We start from the raw sequence: 17,570 nt of genomic DNA, 5'->3' as shown, positions 1-17,570 counted from the left end.
CGGAACTTCGCCGCCGGTGCCCCCGACGATTCCCCCATGAGCTTCCGCACCATCCCGTCGACCGCTGCCCTGTGCCTGCTGGGGCTGACCGCAGCGTGCTCGAACGGCACCACCGATCCGGACACCACCGCGACGCCCACGGCCCAGGGCCCCGCGTCCCGCACGGCCTACCCCCTGACGATCGACAACTGTGGCCGCGAGATCACCTTCGAGGAGCCGCCGAGCCGCGTGCTGCTGCTCAACGGCACCTCCGTCGCCGAGGTCGAGTCCTTCATCGCGCTCGGTCTCGAGGACCGGATCCTCGCCAACAGCCAGTCGTACGGGGTGTCCGACGACCCGGACATGGTGGAACGGATCGACGCCCTGCCCACCGGGGACCTGAGCCTGAACGAGAACTTCGAGGTGCCCCGCGAGCAAGTCCTGGACCTGGCGCCCGATCTCGTCATCTCCACCTGGGCCGGCGGCTTCGACGCCGCGACCGGGTCGGCCACCCGCGACCAGCTCGCCACGGCCGGCATCAACAGCCTCGTCACCCCGGCCAACTGCGCCTACGGCGACCCCTCGGCGCGGCCCGAGGACCAACAGCGCTACGACACGCAGTCGGTGGAGTCCTCCTTCGAGCTGCTGTACACCCTCGGGGAGATCTTCGACGTGTCCGACCGCGCGGCCGACCATGTGGAGCAGGCCCGCGCCGACCTGAAGGACATCGCCGAGGCGGTGGAGGGAGCGGAGCCGGTCAACGTCCTGGTCGTCTATCCGGGCATGGCGATGATGAACAACAACGGGCTGCCGGCCGTCTTCGCCGGCGGTCTCTTCGACGACATCGTCGAACGCGCCGGGGCGGTCAACGTGTTCGCGGGCAGTACCGGCCCGGAGCTGGCCGACATCAACATCGAGGCGCTGGCCACCGCCGACGTCGATGTCCTGGTCATCGGCCTCTTCGAGGCGGACGAGGACGGCGACGCGTACGCCCGGGACCTGTTCGAGGGGTTCCCCGCCTGGGACGCCTCGCGGACCGGGACGTACACGACCGTCTCCGACAGCTTCTACCTCGGCCCGCTGAACGCCCTCGCCGTCGCCAGGATCGCCGATGCCGCGCACGACCTCCCGTAGCCCCCACCTGATATCGGGCCGCCGCTATCCGCCGGCAGTCGCCGCACTGGCGGGTGCGCTGCTGCTCTCCATCGCGGTGGCGATCTCGGTGGGCACCGTGCACGTCCCGGTCGGTCAGGTCCTCGACGTACTCATCGCGAACCTGACCGGCGGCGGCCGGGAACTGGACCCGCTCACCCAGCAGATCGTCTGGGACTTCCGCACGCCGCGCGTGCTGCTGGCGGCGCTCGCCGGGGCCGGGCTCAGCCTGGCCGGGGTGTGCCTCCAGGCGCTGGTGCGCAACCCCCTCGCAGACCCGTACGTGTTCGGGGTGTCCGCCGGAGCCTCGCTCGGCGCGGTCCTCGCCATGACCACGGGCGTCACCGCCATGGCCGGACTCGGCGTGACGGGGGCCGCCTTCGCGGGTTCGCTGCTGAGCCTGCTCGTGGTGTTCGCGCTGGCCCAGCACAGCGGGCAGCTGCTGGGCTCCAGCCTCATCCTGGCGGGCGTGGCGATCGCCTACCTCGGCAACGCCGTCACCGGCTACCTCCAGCTCCAGGCCAACCCCTCCGAACTGCGCGCCGTGATGTTCTGGCTCCTGGGCTCCGTGGCGGGCGCCTCCTGGCAGGACCTCCTCATCCCGGCGGTGGCCGCCGCCGTGTGCACCGTCGTCCTGCTGGCCCAGGCGCGCCCCATGAACGCCCTGGCCACCGGGGACGACACCGCCGCCGGACTCGGCGTCGGCGTGCACCGGTTGCGCTTCCTGCTGCTGATCGCCTCCTCGCTGCTGACCGCCGTCATCGTCAGCGTCGCCGGCGGGATCGGCTTCGTCGGCCTGGTCGTGCCGCACGCCGTACGGCTCCTCGTCGGCCCCGACCACCGCAAGGTCATCCCCGTCTCGCTGCTGCTCGGAGCCGTCTTCCTGGTGCTCGTGGACCTGCTCACCCGCACCCTGGACCGGCCGAACGAGATCCCCATCGGCATCGTCACCGCCCTCCTCGGGGCCCCCTTCTTCCTGGCGCTGCTCCGCAGCCGAAAGCGGGTACTGCGATGAGAGTCGACATCCACGGCCTGACCGTGCGGATCGAGGACCGCGCGCTCCTCGGCGACGTGTCCCTGACCGCCGAACCCGGCACCGTCACCGGCCTGATCGGGCCCAACGGCTCGGGCAAGAGCACGCTGCTGCGCTGCGTCTACCGCGCCCTGCGCCCCACCGGCGGGCGGGTCCTGATTGACGACGACGAGGTATGGAAGCTGTCCTCCCGGGTCGCGGGGCAGCGTACGGCGGTGGTCACCCAGGAGCACGACCTGGACAACAGCTTCTCGGTGGAGGAGATCGTGGCCATGGGGCGGCTGCCCCACAAGCGGTTCCTGGAACGTGACAGCGCCTCGGACCACGACACCGTCCGCGCCTCACTGGCCAGGGTCGGCATGGAGTGGGCTGCCGGGCGGGTGTTCGCCGGGCTGTCCGGCGGCGAGCGGCAACGCGTCCTGCTCGCCCGTGCGCTGACGCAGCGGACACCGGTGCTGCTGCTGGACGAGCCGACCAACCACCTGGACATCGGCTCCCAGCTGGAACTGCTGGAACTCGTACGGGCGCTGGACCTCACCGTCGTGGTCGCGATCCACGACTTGGGCCACGCGGTGGCGTACTGCGACCAGTTGGTCCTCCTGCATGAGGGTCGGCTGCGAGCCGCCGGTACGCCCGAGGAGGTGCTGACCGCGCGGACGGTGGCCGAGGTGTTCGGCGTCCGCAGCGCCATCGTCCCGCACCCGCTGACCGGCAGACCACACCTGGTGACCGCGCCCGCTGCCCCCTGAGGACGGCGGCGGGCCAACACCCGCCGCCCTCCCACTCCTTGCCCAGCGGTCAGCAGTCGGCGTCCTCGCCCTGCTCGGGCGGGCCGGCACCGGCGTGCGACGCCAAGGACCGCGCCCGGGCGGGCGACCCCCGTCATCGACGGGGATGCCTTCCCTCCGCTCCGCAGGTCACAGAGGATGGCGCGATGCAGCATCGTGACTCCTCCCCCTCCAGCACCTCCCCCAGCACGCCGCGCCGGATCGCCGACACCTACGTCGACCAACTCGCCGAGCTCAACCCCGTGATCGGCACCCTGTTCGGTGTCAGCCCCGGTGCGGACGGTTTTCCCGACTACTCGCCGGACGGCCACGCCGCCCTCGCCGCCCTCGAACGCGCCACCCTGGCCCGGCTGGACGCGGTGGGCGACCCCGGCGACGTGCACGAGCGGCGCGCGGCCCGGCTGCTGCGGGAACGGCTGGGCGCCTCGCTCGCCCTGGAGGAGGCGGGCGAGAATCTGCGGGAGGTCAGCAACATCTTCTGCCCGGTGCAGCAGCAGCGTGCCGTCTTCCAGCTGATGCCCACCGCCACCGACGAGGACTGGGCGGTGGTCGGCCGCCGCCTCCGTAACGTCCCCGCCGCACTGCGCGGTTACGCGGACTCACTGCGGGCCGGCACGGCACGCGGTCTCAACGCCGCCCCGCGCCAGGCGGAGACCGTCGTCGAGCAGCTGGACGCCTGGCTGGAGTCCGACTGGTACCGCACCTTCGTGGCCGGCGGCCCCGAGGCGCAGCGTACGGAGCTGGCCGCCTCGGCCGACGCGGCGACCGCCGGTCTCGCGGAGCTGCGCGCCTATCTGAGCGACGACTACCTGCCCGCCGTCGCCGGTACCCCGGACGCGGTGGGCCGTGAGCGCTATCTGCGGTCGGCGCGCCTCTGGACCGGTTCGGACCTGGATCTGGAGGACGCGTACGCCTACGGCTGGGAGGAGTTCCACCGGCTGGAGCGCGAGATGCGCGCGGTGGCCGCCGAGATCCTGCCGGGCGAGTCGACGTTGGCCGCGATGCACCACCTGGAGAAGAAGGGCCGGGCGATCGACGGCGAGGAGGAGATCCGGGTCTGGCTCCAGGAGCTGATGGAGCGGGCGATCCGCGATCTGGACGGTACGCACTTCGACCTCGCCGACCCGGTCAAGCGGGTGGAGGCCCGGATCGCCCCGCCCGGCAGCGCGGCGGGCCCGTACTACAGCCGCCCCTCGCTGGACTTCACGCGCCCGGGCCAGACCTGGCTGCCGACGCTGGGCGCGACCCGTTTCCCGGTGTGGAACCTGGTCTCCACCTGGTACCACGAGGGCGTTCCCGGGCACCATCTCCAGCTGGCGCAGTGGGTGCTGGTGCAGGAACGGCTCTCGCGCTACCAGGTGAGCGTGGGATCGGTGAGCGCGGCGACCGAGGGCTGGGGGTTGTACGCCGAGCGGCCGATGGATGAGCTGGGGTATCTGGCGGACCCGGCGCACCGTCTTGGCTATCTGTCGGCCCAGATGCTGCGCGCGGTGCGGGTGATCATCGACATCGGCATGCATCTGGGGCTGAAGGTCCCGGCGGGTGAGAGCTACCACCCGGGCGAGGTGTGGACGCCGGAGCTGGCCGGCGGGTTCCTCATGACCCATACCGGGACGGACCCGGAGTACACGCGCTCGGAGCTGACCCGCTACCTGGGCCAGCCCGGGCAGGCCATCAGCTACAAGCTCGGCGAGCGTGCCTGGCTGGCGGGCCGGGACGCGGCCCGCGCGGCGCGGGGCGAGTCCTTCGACCTGAAGGCGTGGCACATGGCGGCCCTGTCGCTCGGCTCGCTCGGCCTGGACGACCTGACGGACGAACTCGCCGCGCTGTGACGACGCGATGACTGTTCCCCTGCCCAAGGGGACCCGGTGCGGGTCCGCTGGGGCGGGGTGACCGGCTGGGTGGGCGGTGCCGGCGGGCGGAGGAACTCGCCGGGATCCGGTGGCTCGCCTGGTTTGCCGGTGCGGTCCCCGGGTGCGTCACTCCGAAGGTGCCCGCCGGGTGGTTCCCGGCCCGGGCCACGGCACGGCTCACGTACGGAGCGCGCCCCGGCCGGTGGGCCCGCCCGCCGGGGCCGGTGAGAGCATGAGCGCACCATGCGATTGGACGGAGCGGTGCGCGGCATCAGGGCGGCGGTGTTCGCCGGTGTCTGCGTGGTGCTCGCCCTGTTCGGCCACGTCCAGGCGTCCGGCGCGCCCGTGCCGGCACCCGTCGCTCTCGTGGCCTTCTCGGCCGTCGCCCTCGGCGCCTGGTGCTGCGCCGGCGCCGACCGCCGGCCGGTCACCGTCACCCTGGCGGCCATCGGGGTCCAGACCGGGCTCCATCTGGCCTTCTCCGCCGGGCAGCAGACCACCGTGGCGGCGGGGGCGGCGCCCGGCTCCTCCGCCGTGCAGGACCTCGCGCGCGCTCTGCTGTGCGGTGACGGTCCGTGGACACCGCTGTCCCGCGACCGGGCGCACGAGGTGATCACGGCCGCCGGCCTCGCCGTGCCGGGGGACGGTCACGGGGGTCTGGGTCACCACGCGGCGCAGGCGGGCGCGCACGCCGCCCACGGCGCCGGGGAGCACCACTCCGCCGGCATGCTCCTCGCCCACCTCGGCGCCGCTGTGCTGTCGGGGCTGTGGCTGGCGTGGGGCGAGCGGGCCACCTGCACGGTGCTGGGGCTGCTCGGCCTGTGGCTGGTCGCGCCGCTGTGGCTGGTCCGCCTGTGGTCGGCGCCCGTGCCGTGCCTTCCCGGGCCCGCGTGCCTGCCCGCGGCGGAGGTCCCGGTGCTCCGGGCCCGCCTGTTGCTGCACACGATGATCTCGCGGGGGCCACCCCGTCACCGGGCTGTCGGCTGACGACAGCGGGGAACCGCGACGCGCTGCCGCGTCGCGGGGCCGGGCCGCACGGCGGTCAGGCGAACACCGGGACGAGCCGGCCACCGGCCGTCCTCCTCTCTCACCTGTGACGAGGTCATTTCATGATCACCCCTGCCCTGAGCAGCCATGACCCGGGACCACCCCTTCGGGGCCCACGGCTGCACGCGGACCGCTCCGCCGACGCGAGCGCCGCGCCGTCCCCCGGCCCGGTGGACGACCACAGAACCCGGCTGGCACTGACCGCCGCCCGTTCCGGGGATCCGGAGGACACCGCCCGGTTCGTGGCGGCCTTCGCCCCGGACGTGGCCCGCTACATCGCGTTCCTGCGCCCCGACACGGACGGCGTGGAGGACTTGGTGCAGGAGACGATGCTGCGCGCGATCGTGGCGCTGAAACGGTTCGAGGGCCGGTCCTCGGCCCGCACCTGGCTGTTGTCCATCGCCCGCCGCACCGTGGTGGACAGCGTCCGCCGCGCCGCGGTCCGGCCCCGGCTCAGCGACGGCGAGGGCTGGGAGCGGGAAGCCGAATGCCGTCAGGCCGACGGCGTTCAGGGGCTCGACGAGGCCGTGGCGCTGCGGGGTCTGCTCGGCACGCTCACCGAGGAACAGCGGCTGGCCTTCGTCGCCACGCAGGTGTGGGGCATGTCCTACGAACACTGCGCCTCGCTGAGCGGTTGCGCGGTGGGAACCGTCCGTTCCCGGGTCTCCCGGGCCCGGGCCGATCTGGCGCGGACGCTGCGCGCCGCCGAGAAGGTCTGAGGCTCCGAAAAGTCACCACGGGCCCGGGCATCCGCCGTCGCGGGTGCCCGGGCCCCGGGGTCGTGCCTCAACTGCCGGGCCGTACGACCACGGCGGAGACCGGGACATCACCGGCCTGGCGGAAACGCAGTACGAACTCCACCTGTTCCCCCTCGACGAGCGGGCGGTCCGGGGACAGCATCACGTTGGGCGTGAACGGGCTCATCTCCAAGGTGGTGCCGGCGGGTACCGCGATCCGGGGAATCATGATCATCCGGCCGGCGCCCGTGGTGAGTTGCCGGTCGGAGAACATCGCCCGTCCGATCTCCGTGCGGACCTCCAGGAGCTGGTCCTCGGAACCGCCCGTGTTCGCGATGTCGAAAAAGGCTCCGGTGGTGTCCTGGGTGTCGAGGATGGGCAGGAAGATCCGGCCCTCGCCGACCCCGATCTCGGCCGGGCTCCCCGCCCTGCCGCTCGCGGTCCACAGGCTCAGGCAGACCAGCGTCAGCAACCCCGCCGCCAGCGGGGCGAGAGCCGGCCGCAACCGGCCCGTCCAGCGGGAGAGAAGCGCGGGGCCCGGCCTGCCCGGGGCCACCGTCGGCCCGTCGTTGTGTCCGGCGCTCATCCGAGACTCCTCGCTGCGGGGCGGTGATTGCGCTGCGGAGTCGGACTCCAGGCCCGCAGCCGCAGACTGTTGAGGACGACGAGCAGCGAGCTGACGGACATCGCCGCCGCGGCGACCATCGGATTGAGCCAGCCGGTGGCGGCCGGCGGCAGCATCAGGGCGTTGTAGGCGAACGCCCAGACGAGGTTGGCCCGGATGGTGGACAGGGTCCGGCGGGCCAGCGCGGCGGCGTCGGCGAGCGCGGCCAGGTCGCGGCGTACCAGGGTGATGTCGGCGGCGCCGATCGCGGCGTCCGTGCCGCTGCCCATGGCGATCCCCAGATCGGCCGAGGCGAGCGCGACGGTGTCGTTCACGCCGTCGCCGACCACCGCCACCCGCCGGCCCTGCCGGCGCAGATCGGCCACCAGACGCGCCTTGTCCTGCGGGGTGCACCGCGCGTGCACCTCCTCGATACGGAGTTCGGCGGCCACGGCTCTGGCGGTCCCCGGTACGTCCCCCGTCGCCAGGACCGGACGGATCCCCAGCCGCCGGAGCCGGTCCACCGCGCGGTAGGCCCCGCTGCGGACGACATCGCCGATGCCGACCACCGCCTCCGGCACACCGTCCAGCCGGATCAGGACGGGGGTCAACGCCTCGGCCTCCGCCCGCGACACCGCCTTCTCCAGTTCCGGCGGCAGACCGGTCACGGCGGCAGCGGCACACACCTCCACGCGGCGCCCTGCCACGCGTGCGACGACACCGTGGCCCGGAACGGCGGTGAACTCCTCCGCCTCGGGCAGCGTTTCGTGCAGGTCCGTGACGTGGGCGACCAGGGCCCTGCCGAGCGGATGTTCCGAGGGTCCTTCCGCGGCGGCGGCCAGCCGCAGCACCTCCGTCGGCGCCGTACCTCCCTCGCGCCCCACGCACCGCGCCACCGTCATCCGGCCGGTGGTCAGCGTCCCCGTCTTGTCGAGGACGACGGTGTCCACCTGCCGCAGCGCCTCCAGGGACTGGGGCCCCGAGATCAGCACGCCCAGCTGTGCGCCGCGCCCGGTGGCCGCCAGCAACGCGGTGGGGGTGGCCAGGCCCAGGGCGCACGGGCACGCCACGACCAGCACGGCGACGGCGGCGGTGAGCGCGGCCTGCGGGTCGGCTCCGGCACCGGCCCAGAAGCCGAGCACGGTGACCGCGACAGCCAGGACGGCGGGCACGAAACCGCCCGCCACCCGGTCGGCCACCCGCTGGGCCCGCGCCTTGCCGGCCTGCGCGTCGGCGACCAGACGCGCGATGCGGGCCAGTTGCGTCTCGCTGCCGACAGCGGTCGCCCGCACCCGCACCAGGCCACCGCTGTTCACCGAACCGCCGAGCACCGCCGAACCGGGGGCCACCTCGACCGGTTTGCTCTCGCCGGTCATCAACGAGGCGTCCACCGCCGACCGGCCGTGCACGACGACCCCGTCGGCGGCGACGCGCTCGCCCGGCCGCACCACGAACACGTCGTCCACGGCGAGTTGGGCGGGCGCCACGGTCCGCTCGCCGCCGTCCGCCGCCCGGATCGTCACCTCGGTGGGAGCGACATCGGCCAGCGCCCGCAGCGCGGCGCCGGTCCCGGCCTTCGCCCGGCTTTCAAGGGCGCGCCCCAGCAGCACGAACAGCGGCACCGCGACCGCCGCCTCCAGGTAGATGTGGGCGACACCGTCGGAGGCGGACGGCAGAAAGCTGAACGGCATCCGCATGCCAGGCTCTCCGGCCCCGCCGAAGAAGAGCGCGTAGGCCGACCACAGGAAGGACGCTGTCACTCCGAGGGAGACGAGGGTGTCCATCGAGGCGGAGGAGTGCCGCAACCCCCGTACCGTCGCCGCGTGGAACGGGTGGGCGCTCCACACCACGACCGGTGCGGCCAGCACGAAGCACAGCCACTGCCAGTGGGTGAACTGCCACGCCGGCACCATCGACAGCACGATCACCGGGAGGGACAGCGCCGAGGTAACGGCGAGGCGGCGCAGTTCGCCGTTCGCGTCGGGCGCCGTGGCGGACGGCGCGGGTTCCCCGTCGACCGGTGTCGCCGTGTATCCGGCGCTCTCGATCTGCCGTACGAGATCGTCCGCGACGATCTCCTCCGGGTGCGTGACCCGGGCGATTCCGGTAGCCAGGTTCACCGTCGCGTGCACGCCGTCCAGTCCCGCCAGCCGTTTCTCGACCCGGCCCACACAGGCGGCGCAGGTCATGCCGGTCACGGTCAGGTCGGTCGTCACCGTGGTCCGGGTGCTCACCGGCCCGCCCCGTGACCGTGTCCGCTTTCCTCGCCCACGGTGGCGGGCTGTCCGGCGCCGGGGTGCATCCCCGGAGCGACGGGGCCCAGTTGGGTACCGGTGGCGTACGCCCCGGCGAAGAGAGCGAGGAGCAGCACGAGGAATCCGGCGGCCGGGGCGCGCTGCGCCGTGACGCGGGAGGCCGGGCGGCGGGTGGTCAGCAGGTTCATGAGCGGTCTCTCGGAACGAGGTCAGGGGTCGCCTGCCCTGGGGCCGGACGGCCTGCGGGACAGCCCGTCCGGCGCCCCAGCGGCGTGGCGTTACGTGGGTCGGACCGGGCCCCGGCCCGGTTCCCGGCAGTTCTCCCCGCCACCCGCACCGGCTGCCGGACGGCACGCCGCCCGTGACCGCCCTCCGGATGCCACGCCCCCGATCACGCCCGGCGTGAGCCGGGGCCACGGGCTCAGGTGCGGACGAAGACCGACCAGACCATGCGGATCGGCCGCAGCCGGGAGATGAAGCGCAGTCCGTGCCGGGCGGCGGCCGGTTCGGTGGTGAGCGCGAGGTCGTGGCGGTGCTCGGCCACGGCCTGGGCGGCCTGGCTGGTGGAGTCCGCAGTGGCGACCTCGGACAGCTGGTAGGCGGCGGGCAGCAGTTGGTCCAGCAAGGGGCGCGGCGAGGGGTGGGTCACCACGCTCGGGCGGTCGGGCAGCGGAGCGCCTTCGGCGCGCCGGGCGAGGCCGTACAGCGGGGTGTCCATGACGAAGACACTGGCCAGCGCGATGTCGTCGGCCATGTAGAAGGGGTGGATGTCCCGGTAGGCGTTGGCGACGACCACATGGCTGACCGTGCCGGCCGTCACGTCCGCCAGGGCCTGTTCGTAGGTCCTTCTGAGCACGATCGGCGGTCTGCCGGCCAAGCGGGTCCGCAGCAGCCGCGCGGCCTGCTCGCTGCTCGTGCCCTCGGGGCCGAGCGTTCCGATGGCGGGCGACCCTGCCGGTGCGGGCCGGACGTCGATCCAGCCCAACTCGACGGTCATGTCTCACTCCTCGATATCGGCGACGACCCAGGTGCTGATGGCGCTCCACAGGGCGGCGGATTCCTGGTGGAAGGGATGGTCCAGATAGCGGCGCAGGGTCTCCTGGTCGGGCAGCAGGCCGATCGCGGCGAAGTCGTGGGCGATCGGACGGTCGGCGGTGTTGCGGCCCACCTGCCAGTGGAGAAGGCCGGGCACGCGTTCGCCGACGAGCTGCGAGGATCGCTCGGCGGCGAGGGCGGCGGGGTCCCGCCAGTCGACGCCCGGCTTGAATTTGAACAGCACGATGTGTCTGATCATCGGCATCCTTCTCGGGGCGCAGGGGCAGCGCGTCACCGTGGGACGGCGCGCGGGCGGTCCGGGGAGAACGCGCCGCCGCGGCGGCGTGCTTTCCCCGCGGAGGCGAGGGGGATTCCGTACCGGCCCACGTCTCCCTCGGGTCGGCTGTCGAGCGTGCTCGCGTGTTCCACCCGGACGACGGGTCGCCGGATCGGCTTTCCGGCCGGAGCGGAGGCCGGCTGTCAGGCGGCGGAACCGACAGCCCGGGACCCGGCCGTCACGAAGGAGGCCAACCGGTCGAGTCCTTCGTCGATGGACGCGTCGTCGAGCAGACTGAAGGACAGCCGGATCTGGCGTGAGGAGGTCATGCCGTGGTGGAAGTGGTGCATGGGCGTCCACAGGACGCCGTGCTCGCGCGCCGATCTGCGCAGCGCGTCGTCGTCCACGGTGAACGGCACGGTGAGGACGACGAAGAACCCGCCGGAGGGGGTGTTCCACGTCACCGGACCACTGGCCCCGAAACGGGCGGTGAGGCCGGCCAGCACGCGCCGCAGGTTGGCGCGGTACACCTCGATCTCGCGCTTGTTCGCGGCGACCATGCTGCATCCGTGGCGCAGAAGTTTGCCTCCGATGACGGCCTGGGCGACGGGTGAGGTGTTCAGCGTGACGTTGCTCTTGATCAGCGACAACTGGTCCGCGAGGGTACCGGCAGGTCGGCCGCCCCTGACGACGGGCTGGTCGGCCACGACGAATCCGACGCGGGCGCCGGGCAGTCCGGTCTTGGCGAAGGAGCCGACGTGGACGACCTGGTGGCGTGTGTCGAGCGCCTTGAGATTCGGTGGCCTGCTGCCGGGGTCGGCCTGGAAGACGCCGTACGGGTTGTCCTCGATGATCAGGAGATCGAGGTCGGCCGCGAGGTCGAGCAGGGCGACCCGGGTGGCCAGGTCCAGGCTCACTCCGGTGGGGTTGGAGAAGTCCGGAACGAGGTACAGGGCGCGCGGTCGGTGTCCCCGGGCGCGCGCCGCTGTCACCCGGCGCTCCAAGTCGCCGAGGTCGAGGCCGCCCTCGGCGTCCCCGACGTCGAGCACGGGCATGTCCAGCAGGCGCGCGGCGCCGGTCAGCCCGAAATACGTGGGCGCGACGGCGAGGACGACGTCCTGCGGGGAGGCGCGCAGGGACCGCAGCGTCAGGAACAGTGCCTCCTGGCTGCCGACGGTCACCACGATCGTGTCGGGGTCGACGGCGATGCCCTCGTCGATCTCGAGGTAGCGGGCGACCAGGTCGTGGATGATGCCCTTCGTCCGCCCGTACTGGAAGACGGTTCTGCGGGCCTGCTCAGCCGTCAGGCCCACCACGTCGGTGAGGTGTGCGACGAAGGTGCCCAGATAGTCGTGGAGCTGCTCGACCCGGAAAAAGTTCTCGTACGGCCGGCCGGCGGCGAAGGACACCGCCCGCGGGTGATCCGAAGCGATGTCGTTCAGCAGGTTCATCGAGAGCAGGACGGGATCGTCCAGTGAGGGGTGCAGGTGTGTCAGAGCTAATTCGGCCACGTCGGTGAGTTCCCTTTTCCTCTAGCGTGCGCACAGCGTGCTCGGGCGGGTCGCCGTCGACAGGGCCGTACGCTTCCGCGCAACGGCTCCTGAGGCCGGGCCATGTCACTGAGCATCGGCTGCGTCGCTTCAAGTAGTTGACTCATCATCCATACTACGCCGAGCAGTTGATTCGTCAACCAAAGCAGGGGGGGTGGCGGCGCGACGGTTCCCCGACCGTTGATCACCGGCCGTGCGAGGGAGAAGCGGACTCACGCGGCCGTCATCAGCAGCCGGCGGATCGGCGGAGGACGCCCGGTGGGGTCGCCGCTCCCCTCCACGGATGCCGCCCTCCGGCCGGCCCGTGCCGGTCAGGAGCTGGAGCGCGTGACCAGTTCGGTCGGCAGGATCAGGGAGCTGGGCTCCTCGCCCGCGACGAGCCGCACGAGCAGGGCCGCCATCTCGCGCCCCAGAGCCTGGATGGGCTGGTGGACCGTCGTCAGCGACGGTTCGGTGATCTTCGCGATGTCCAGGTCGTCGAAGCCCACGATGGCGACGTCACCGGGGACCGACCGGCCGGTCTCGCGCAGCGAACGCAGGGCGTCGGACGCCATGTTGTCGTTCGCGGCGAAGACCCCGTCGAGGTCCGGGTGCCGGTTCAGGAGTTCGGCCATGGCGACGGCGCCGCTGGACCGGGTGAAGTCGCCGCACTCCGGCGGGAGAGGGTCGAGGCCGGCGAGGATCATGGCCTCCCGGTAGCCGCGGTACCGCGCTCGGCTCACCTGGGTGTCCAGGGGACCGCAGATCATGACCACCCGCCTCCGACCGCGGGCGATCAGGTGTTCCACGGCCTGGCGCGCACCACCGACGTTGTCGACGTCCACGTACCACGGCGCCTCGAACCCCACCGGGCGCCCGCCGAAGACCACCGGCAGCTCCGTCTCGCCGACGATGCGCAGCACGGGGTCGTTCTCCCGCACCGCCATCAGCATGACGCCGTCAACGCCTCGGGCACGGAGCAGTTCCTCCAGGCGCCGTCGGCTGCGATCGCCGGCCGCGAGACACAGCATCAGATGCAGACCGGCCTCCTCCAGGGCGGCGGACGCACCGACGATCACCCGGGCGAAGAACGGGTCCGCGAAGATCGACGGGGTCTCCCCCGAGATCACGAGAGCCGCCACGTTCCGCCGGCTGGTCGCCAGCGCCCGGGCGGTGGTGTCCGGTACGTAGTCGAGTTCCCTGATGGCACGCTGGACGGCCTCGCGCTTGTCGCGCCTGACGTGGGGCGCGTTGTTGAGCGCCCGGGAGGCCGCCGAGCGGGAGACGCCGGCGCGCTCGGCCACCTCGTCGAGGGTGGGCCTGCGGCGCGGCGCGGCTGTCATGGATCGCGGGACCTTCCCTCTCCGTCGCGAAGCACCCCGGAAAACTGGGAGCGCTTCCAGTTATCGGCCCCAAGTCTCCCACCGGAGCCCCGCCGAGGGTAGCCCCGCGACAGCCCTTGACAGTCTCCAACAGCGCACACACCATACCGAGGGAGCTACCTCGGGGCGCCCTTCGAACTGGGAGCGCTCCCAGAACCAGCGGCACGTCCCGGCGCGCCAGCTCGGGTACGGATGCCGCAGCCCCGGCGCCATCACGCGCTCAGGACGAGAGCCGCGTGGCGCTTCCCGCCCTCCACGAAGTGAGGTACATCCGTGCGCAAGCTTCTCCGCGGGGCCGTGGCAGCCCTCTTCGCCCTGCCACTCTTCCTGACGTCGTCGCCCGCGCAGGCGGCACCGGCGGCCGATCCGCTCGCGATGACCAGCGGCTTCTACGTCGACCCCAACTCCAGCCCCGCCGCCTGGGCAGCCGCCAACCCCGGTGACGGACGGGCCTCCGCGATCCGGGACTCCATCGCGCGCACCCCCATGGCCCGCTGGTTCGGCTCCTGGAGCGGCGACATCCGTTCCGCCGTCAACTCCTACACGTCGGCGGCCCAGTCGGCCGACAAGCTGCCGATCCTCGTCGCCTACAACATGTACGGCCGGGACGCCTGCGGCGGGCACTCGGGTGGCGGCGCCGCGTCCCCGTCCGCGTACGCGAGCTGGATCTCCGCCTTCGCCGGCGGGATAGGCAACCGTCCGGCCGTCGTCGTGCTGGAGCCCGATGCCCTCGGCGACTACAGCTGCATGTCCCAGGGCCAGATCGTCGAGCGGCAGAACATGCTCATCAACGCCCTCTCCCAGTTCCGCTCCGCCGCGCCGAACGCCTGGGTCTATCTCGACGGGGGCAACCCGGGCTGGATCGACGCCTCGACGATGGCCGAGCGGCTCAACTCCTCCGGGCTGAGCCTGGCGAGGGGCTTCTCCCTCAACGTCTCGAACTTCTACCGCACCGACGAGGCCGCGTCCTACGCCGGCCGCGTCAACCAGACCCTGAGCCAGCGCTACGGCTACTCCAGGGCGTTCGTCGTGGACACCAGCCGCAACGGCAACGGCTCCAACGGCGAGTGGTGCAACCCGGCCGGCCGCAGGATCGGCACGCCCACTCAGCAGGGTGGCGGCGGCGCCGAGATGCTCCTGTGGATCAAGACACCGGGTGAGTCCGACGGCAACTGCGGCGTCGGGTCGGGCTCCACCGCCGGGCAGTTCCTGCCGGAGGTCGCCTACCGGATGGTCTACGGCTACTGACCCCGCACGTCAGCGACCCGGCTCCGGCACGCCCCGCCGGGGCCGGGGCCGGCCGTGGGGGCCCGGAGCCTGCGGCCACCGTCGGCCCCTCCCTGAACGCCGCCATCGGCGGCAACACGCCCACCCCTCATGGAACGTGACATCGTTGCCACATTCGGTGACATCGGTCTACGGTCGTCCCCTTCCATGCCGACAGCGGTGAGGGAAAGGTGAGGCACGTGGCACGGACGATCGTCCGCGGCGGGCTGGTGGTCACCGCCGCCGACGAGATCGAGGCCGACGTCCTCATCGAGGACGAGAAGATCGCCGCCCTCGCCACCCGGGACAGCGCGGCGGGCGAGAGCTGGAGCGCCGAGCGCGTCATCGACGCCACCGGCAAGTACGTCATCCCGGGCGGCGTCGACGTGCACACCCACATGGAGCTGCCCTTCGGCGGCACGGCGGCCTCCGACACCTTCGCGACCGGCACCGTCGCCGCCGCCTGGGGCGGAACCACCACCATCGTCGACTTCGCCGTCCAGGGGCGGGGGCAGGCGCTGCGCGAGGGGCTGGACACCTGGTTCGCCAAGGCCGAGGGGCAGTGCGCCGTCGACTACGCCTTCCACATGATCCTCTCCGACGTGAACGACGCCTCCCTCCGGGAGATGGACCGTCTGGTCGCCGAGGGCATCACCTCGTTCAAGCTCTTCATGGCCTACCCGGGGGTCTTCTACAGCGACGACGGCCAGATCCTGCGCGCCATGCAGCAGGCCGCCGGCAACGGCGCGCTGATCATGACGCACGCCGAGAACGGCATCGCCATCGATGTCCTCGTCGCCCAGGCCCTCGCCGCCGGCCGCACCGACCCCCGGCACCACGGTGAGGTGCGCGCGGCCCTGCTGGAGGCCGAGGCCACCCACCGTGCCATCGCGCTGGCCCGGGTCGCCGGCGCCCCGCTGTACGTCGTGCACGTCTCCGCCCGGGAGGCCGTCGCCGAACTGGCCCGCGCCCGCGACCTGGGGCTGCCGGTCTTCGGCGAGACCTGCCCGCAGTACCTGTTCCTGAGCACCGATCAGCTCGCCGAACCCGGCTTCGAGGGCGCCAAGTACGTGTGCAGCACCCCGCTGCGCCCCCGCGAGCACCAGGCGGCGCTGTGGCGCGCGCTGCGCACCGACGACCTCCAGGTGGTGTCCACGGACCACTGCCCGTTCTGCTTCAGCGGCCAGAAGGACCTCGGCCGCGGCGACTTCTCGAAGATCCCCAACGGCCTGCCCGGCGTGGAGAACCGCATGGACCTGCTCCACCAGGCCGTCCTCGACGGGCACCTCACCCGGCGCCGCTGGATCGATCTCGCCTGCGCCGCGCCGGCCCGGATGTTCGGGCTGTACGGACGCAAGGGCACCCTCGCCCCCGGCGCCGACGCCGACCTCGTCGTCTATGACCCCGCCGCCGTCCAGACGCTGTCGGCCGCCACCCACCACATGAACGTCGACTACTCCGCGTACGAGGGCCACCGGGTCACCGGCCGGGCCGAGACCGTGCTCTGCCGGGGATCGGTCGTCGTGGACCAACGCCGCTTCACGGGACGGGCCGGGCACGGCCGGTTCCAGCCGCGCGGCCTGAGCCAGTACACGGAGCACTGAATGGACTTCGGACTCGTCCTGCAGACCGACCCGCCCGCCACCGAGACCGTCACCCTGATGCGGCGCGCCGAGCAGCACGGCTTCCGCTACGGCTGGACCTTCGACTCCGCCGTCCTGTGGCAGGAGCCGTTCGTCATCCACAGCCGGATCCTGGCCGAGACCGAGCGGCTGATCGTCGGCCCGATGGTCACCAACCCGGGCACCCGTACCTGGGAGGTCACCGCCTCCACCTTCGCCACGCTGAACGAGATGTACGGGCCGCGCACCGTGTGCGGCATCGGGCGCGGCGACTCGGCGATGCGGGTGGCGGGCCGCAGCCCCAACACCCTCGCCCGGCTGGGCGAGGCGATGACGGTGATCCGCGATCTCGCCGAGGGCCGGGAGGCGGCGGTGGACGGCGTCCCACTGCGGCTGCCGTGGGTACGGGGCGGCCCGGCCGCGCGGCTGCCGGTGTGGATGGCCGCCTACGGGCCCAAGGCCCTGAAGCTGGCCGGTGAACGGGCCGACGGGTTCATTCTCCAGCTCGCCGACCCGTTTCTGGCCGAGTGGATGATCAAGGCCGTGAAGTCGGCGGCGGCGGAGGCCAGGCGTGATCCGGACGCGGTGACGATCTGTGTGGCGGCCCCCGCGTACGTCACCACCGACGACTCCCGTGCCGCGCTGGAGTACGCCCGCGAGCAGTGCCGGTGGTTCGGCGGCATGGTCGGCAACCACGTCGCCGACCTGGTGGCGCGCTACGGGGAGCACTCCGGGATGGTGCCCGGGGAGCTGACCGCGTACATCAGGGAGCGGCAGGGCTACGACTACGCGCACCACGGCCGTTCGGGGAACCCGGACACCGCGTTCGTCCCCGACGAGATCGTGGACCGCTTCTGCCTGATCGGGCCGCCGGAGGCGCAGGTGGCGAAGCTGCGACGGCTGCGCGATCTGGGCGTGGACCAGTTCGCGGTGTACGCCATGCACGACGCCCGCAAGGAGGTCATCGACGCCTACGGCCAGGCGGTGATCCCCGTCCTGGTCTGAACCGCG

Annotated in this window: 16 protein-coding genes; 9 read left to right on the top strand and 7 right to left on the bottom strand. The window is 72.5% G+C overall.

What is annotated here, in order from left to right:
- Positions 1–36 precede the first annotated feature (36 nt).
- The 6 genes from ACTFAP_RS24715 (at position 37) to ACTFAP_RS24690 (ending at position 6,571) form a co-directional block, all read left to right on the top strand.
- Positions 37–1,113, top strand: a complete 1,077-nt coding sequence (locus ACTFAP_RS24715; RefSeq protein ID WP_495682383.1) for an ABC transporter substrate-binding protein — start codon at positions 37–39, stop codon at positions 1,111–1,113.
- Positions 1,091–2,146, top strand: coding sequence for an iron chelate uptake ABC transporter family permease subunit (locus ACTFAP_RS24710; protein WP_495682382.1), 1,056 nt, complete (start codon positions 1,091–1,093; stop codon positions 2,144–2,146). Before ACTFAP_RS24715 ends, ACTFAP_RS24710 begins: the two co-directional genes overlap by 23 nt.
- Entirely contained in the window at positions 2,143–2,913 is a 771-nt protein-coding gene (locus ACTFAP_RS24705) for an ATP-binding cassette domain-containing protein (RefSeq protein WP_495682381.1), read from the top strand. Before ACTFAP_RS24710 ends, ACTFAP_RS24705 begins: the two co-directional genes overlap by 4 nt.
- Before the next feature lie 185 nt (positions 2,914–3,098).
- Entirely contained in the window at positions 3,099–4,784 is a 1,686-nt protein-coding gene (locus tag ACTFAP_RS24700; protein WP_500467423.1) for a DUF885 domain-containing protein, read from the top strand.
- Positions 4,785–5,048: 264 nt separating this feature from the next.
- Positions 5,049–5,792: a PE-PGRS family protein gene (locus ACTFAP_RS24695; RefSeq protein ID WP_500467422.1), complete on the top strand. Its 744-nt coding sequence runs from the start codon at positions 5,049–5,051 to the stop codon at positions 5,790–5,792.
- Between the two features lie 122 nt (positions 5,793–5,914).
- A complete protein-coding gene (locus ACTFAP_RS24690) occupies positions 5,915–6,571 on the top strand; it encodes a sigma-70 family RNA polymerase sigma factor (RefSeq protein ID WP_500467421.1) in 657 nt (218 codons plus the stop codon).
- 67 nt (positions 6,572–6,638) lie between these two features.
- Here the strand turns inward: ACTFAP_RS24690 and ACTFAP_RS24685 are convergent, their stop codons facing one another.
- The 7 genes from ACTFAP_RS24685 to ACTFAP_RS24655 all read right to left on the bottom strand — a co-directional run bounded on the left by ACTFAP_RS24685 (position 6,639) and on the right by ACTFAP_RS24655 (position 13,632).
- On the bottom strand, positions 6,639–7,175 hold the full coding sequence (locus ACTFAP_RS24685) for a copper chaperone PCu(A)C (RefSeq protein WP_500467420.1): 537 nt from the start codon (positions 7,173–7,175) through the stop codon (positions 6,639–6,641).
- Entirely contained in the window at positions 7,172–9,427 is a 2,256-nt protein-coding gene (locus tag ACTFAP_RS24680; RefSeq protein WP_500467419.1) for a heavy metal translocating P-type ATPase, read from the bottom strand. The genes ACTFAP_RS24685 and ACTFAP_RS24680 overlap by 4 nt, the downstream gene beginning before the upstream one ends.
- Positions 9,424–9,636: a hypothetical protein gene (locus ACTFAP_RS24675; protein WP_500467418.1), complete on the bottom strand. Its 213-nt coding sequence runs from the start codon at positions 9,634–9,636 to the stop codon at positions 9,424–9,426. Before ACTFAP_RS24675 ends, ACTFAP_RS24680 begins: the two co-directional genes overlap by 4 nt.
- Before the next feature lie 233 nt (positions 9,637–9,869).
- Positions 9,870–10,445 (bottom strand): type 2 periplasmic-binding domain-containing protein, encoded by a 576-nt coding sequence (locus ACTFAP_RS24670; RefSeq protein WP_500467417.1) that lies wholly within the window; start codon positions 10,443–10,445, stop codon positions 9,870–9,872.
- Positions 10,446–10,448: 3 nt separating this feature from the next.
- Positions 10,449–10,742, bottom strand: coding sequence for a Dabb family protein (locus tag ACTFAP_RS24665; protein WP_495682374.1), 294 nt, complete (start codon positions 10,740–10,742; stop codon positions 10,449–10,451).
- A gap of 221 nt (positions 10,743–10,963) precedes the next feature.
- Positions 10,964–12,271 carry an aminotransferase-like domain-containing protein gene (locus ACTFAP_RS24660; RefSeq protein ID WP_500467415.1) on the bottom strand — a complete coding sequence of 436 codons (1,308 nt, stop codon included), beginning with the start codon at positions 12,269–12,271 and terminating at the stop codon, positions 10,964–10,966.
- Between the two features lie 350 nt (positions 12,272–12,621).
- Positions 12,622–13,632 carry a substrate-binding domain-containing protein gene (locus tag ACTFAP_RS24655; RefSeq protein ID WP_495682372.1) on the bottom strand — a complete coding sequence of 337 codons (1,011 nt, stop codon included), beginning with the start codon at positions 13,630–13,632 and terminating at the stop codon, positions 12,622–12,624.
- 312 nt (positions 13,633–13,944) lie between these two features.
- On the opposite strand from ACTFAP_RS24655, the gene ACTFAP_RS24650 reads away from it, so the two are divergent.
- The 3 genes from ACTFAP_RS24650 (at position 13,945) to ACTFAP_RS24640 (ending at position 17,564) form a co-directional block, all read left to right on the top strand.
- Complete coding sequence (locus tag ACTFAP_RS24650) at positions 13,945–14,919, top strand: glycoside hydrolase family 6 protein (protein WP_495682371.1); 975 nt, start codon at positions 13,945–13,947, stop codon at positions 14,917–14,919.
- 218 nt (positions 14,920–15,137) lie between these two features.
- Entirely contained in the window at positions 15,138–16,541 is a 1,404-nt protein-coding gene (hydA, locus tag ACTFAP_RS24645) for a dihydropyrimidinase (protein WP_495682370.1), read from the top strand.
- Positions 16,542–17,564, top strand: coding sequence for a TIGR03842 family LLM class F420-dependent oxidoreductase (locus ACTFAP_RS24640; protein WP_500467414.1), 1,023 nt, complete (start codon positions 16,542–16,544; stop codon positions 17,562–17,564). It begins immediately after the preceding gene.
- Positions 17,565–17,570: the final 6 nt, after the last annotated feature.

This window comes from Streptomyces sp. PH9007 (assembly GCF_059813725.1).
The sequence above is the reverse complement of the archived record's forward strand: the minus strand, read 5'-3'. Positions and strand labels throughout refer to the sequence as shown.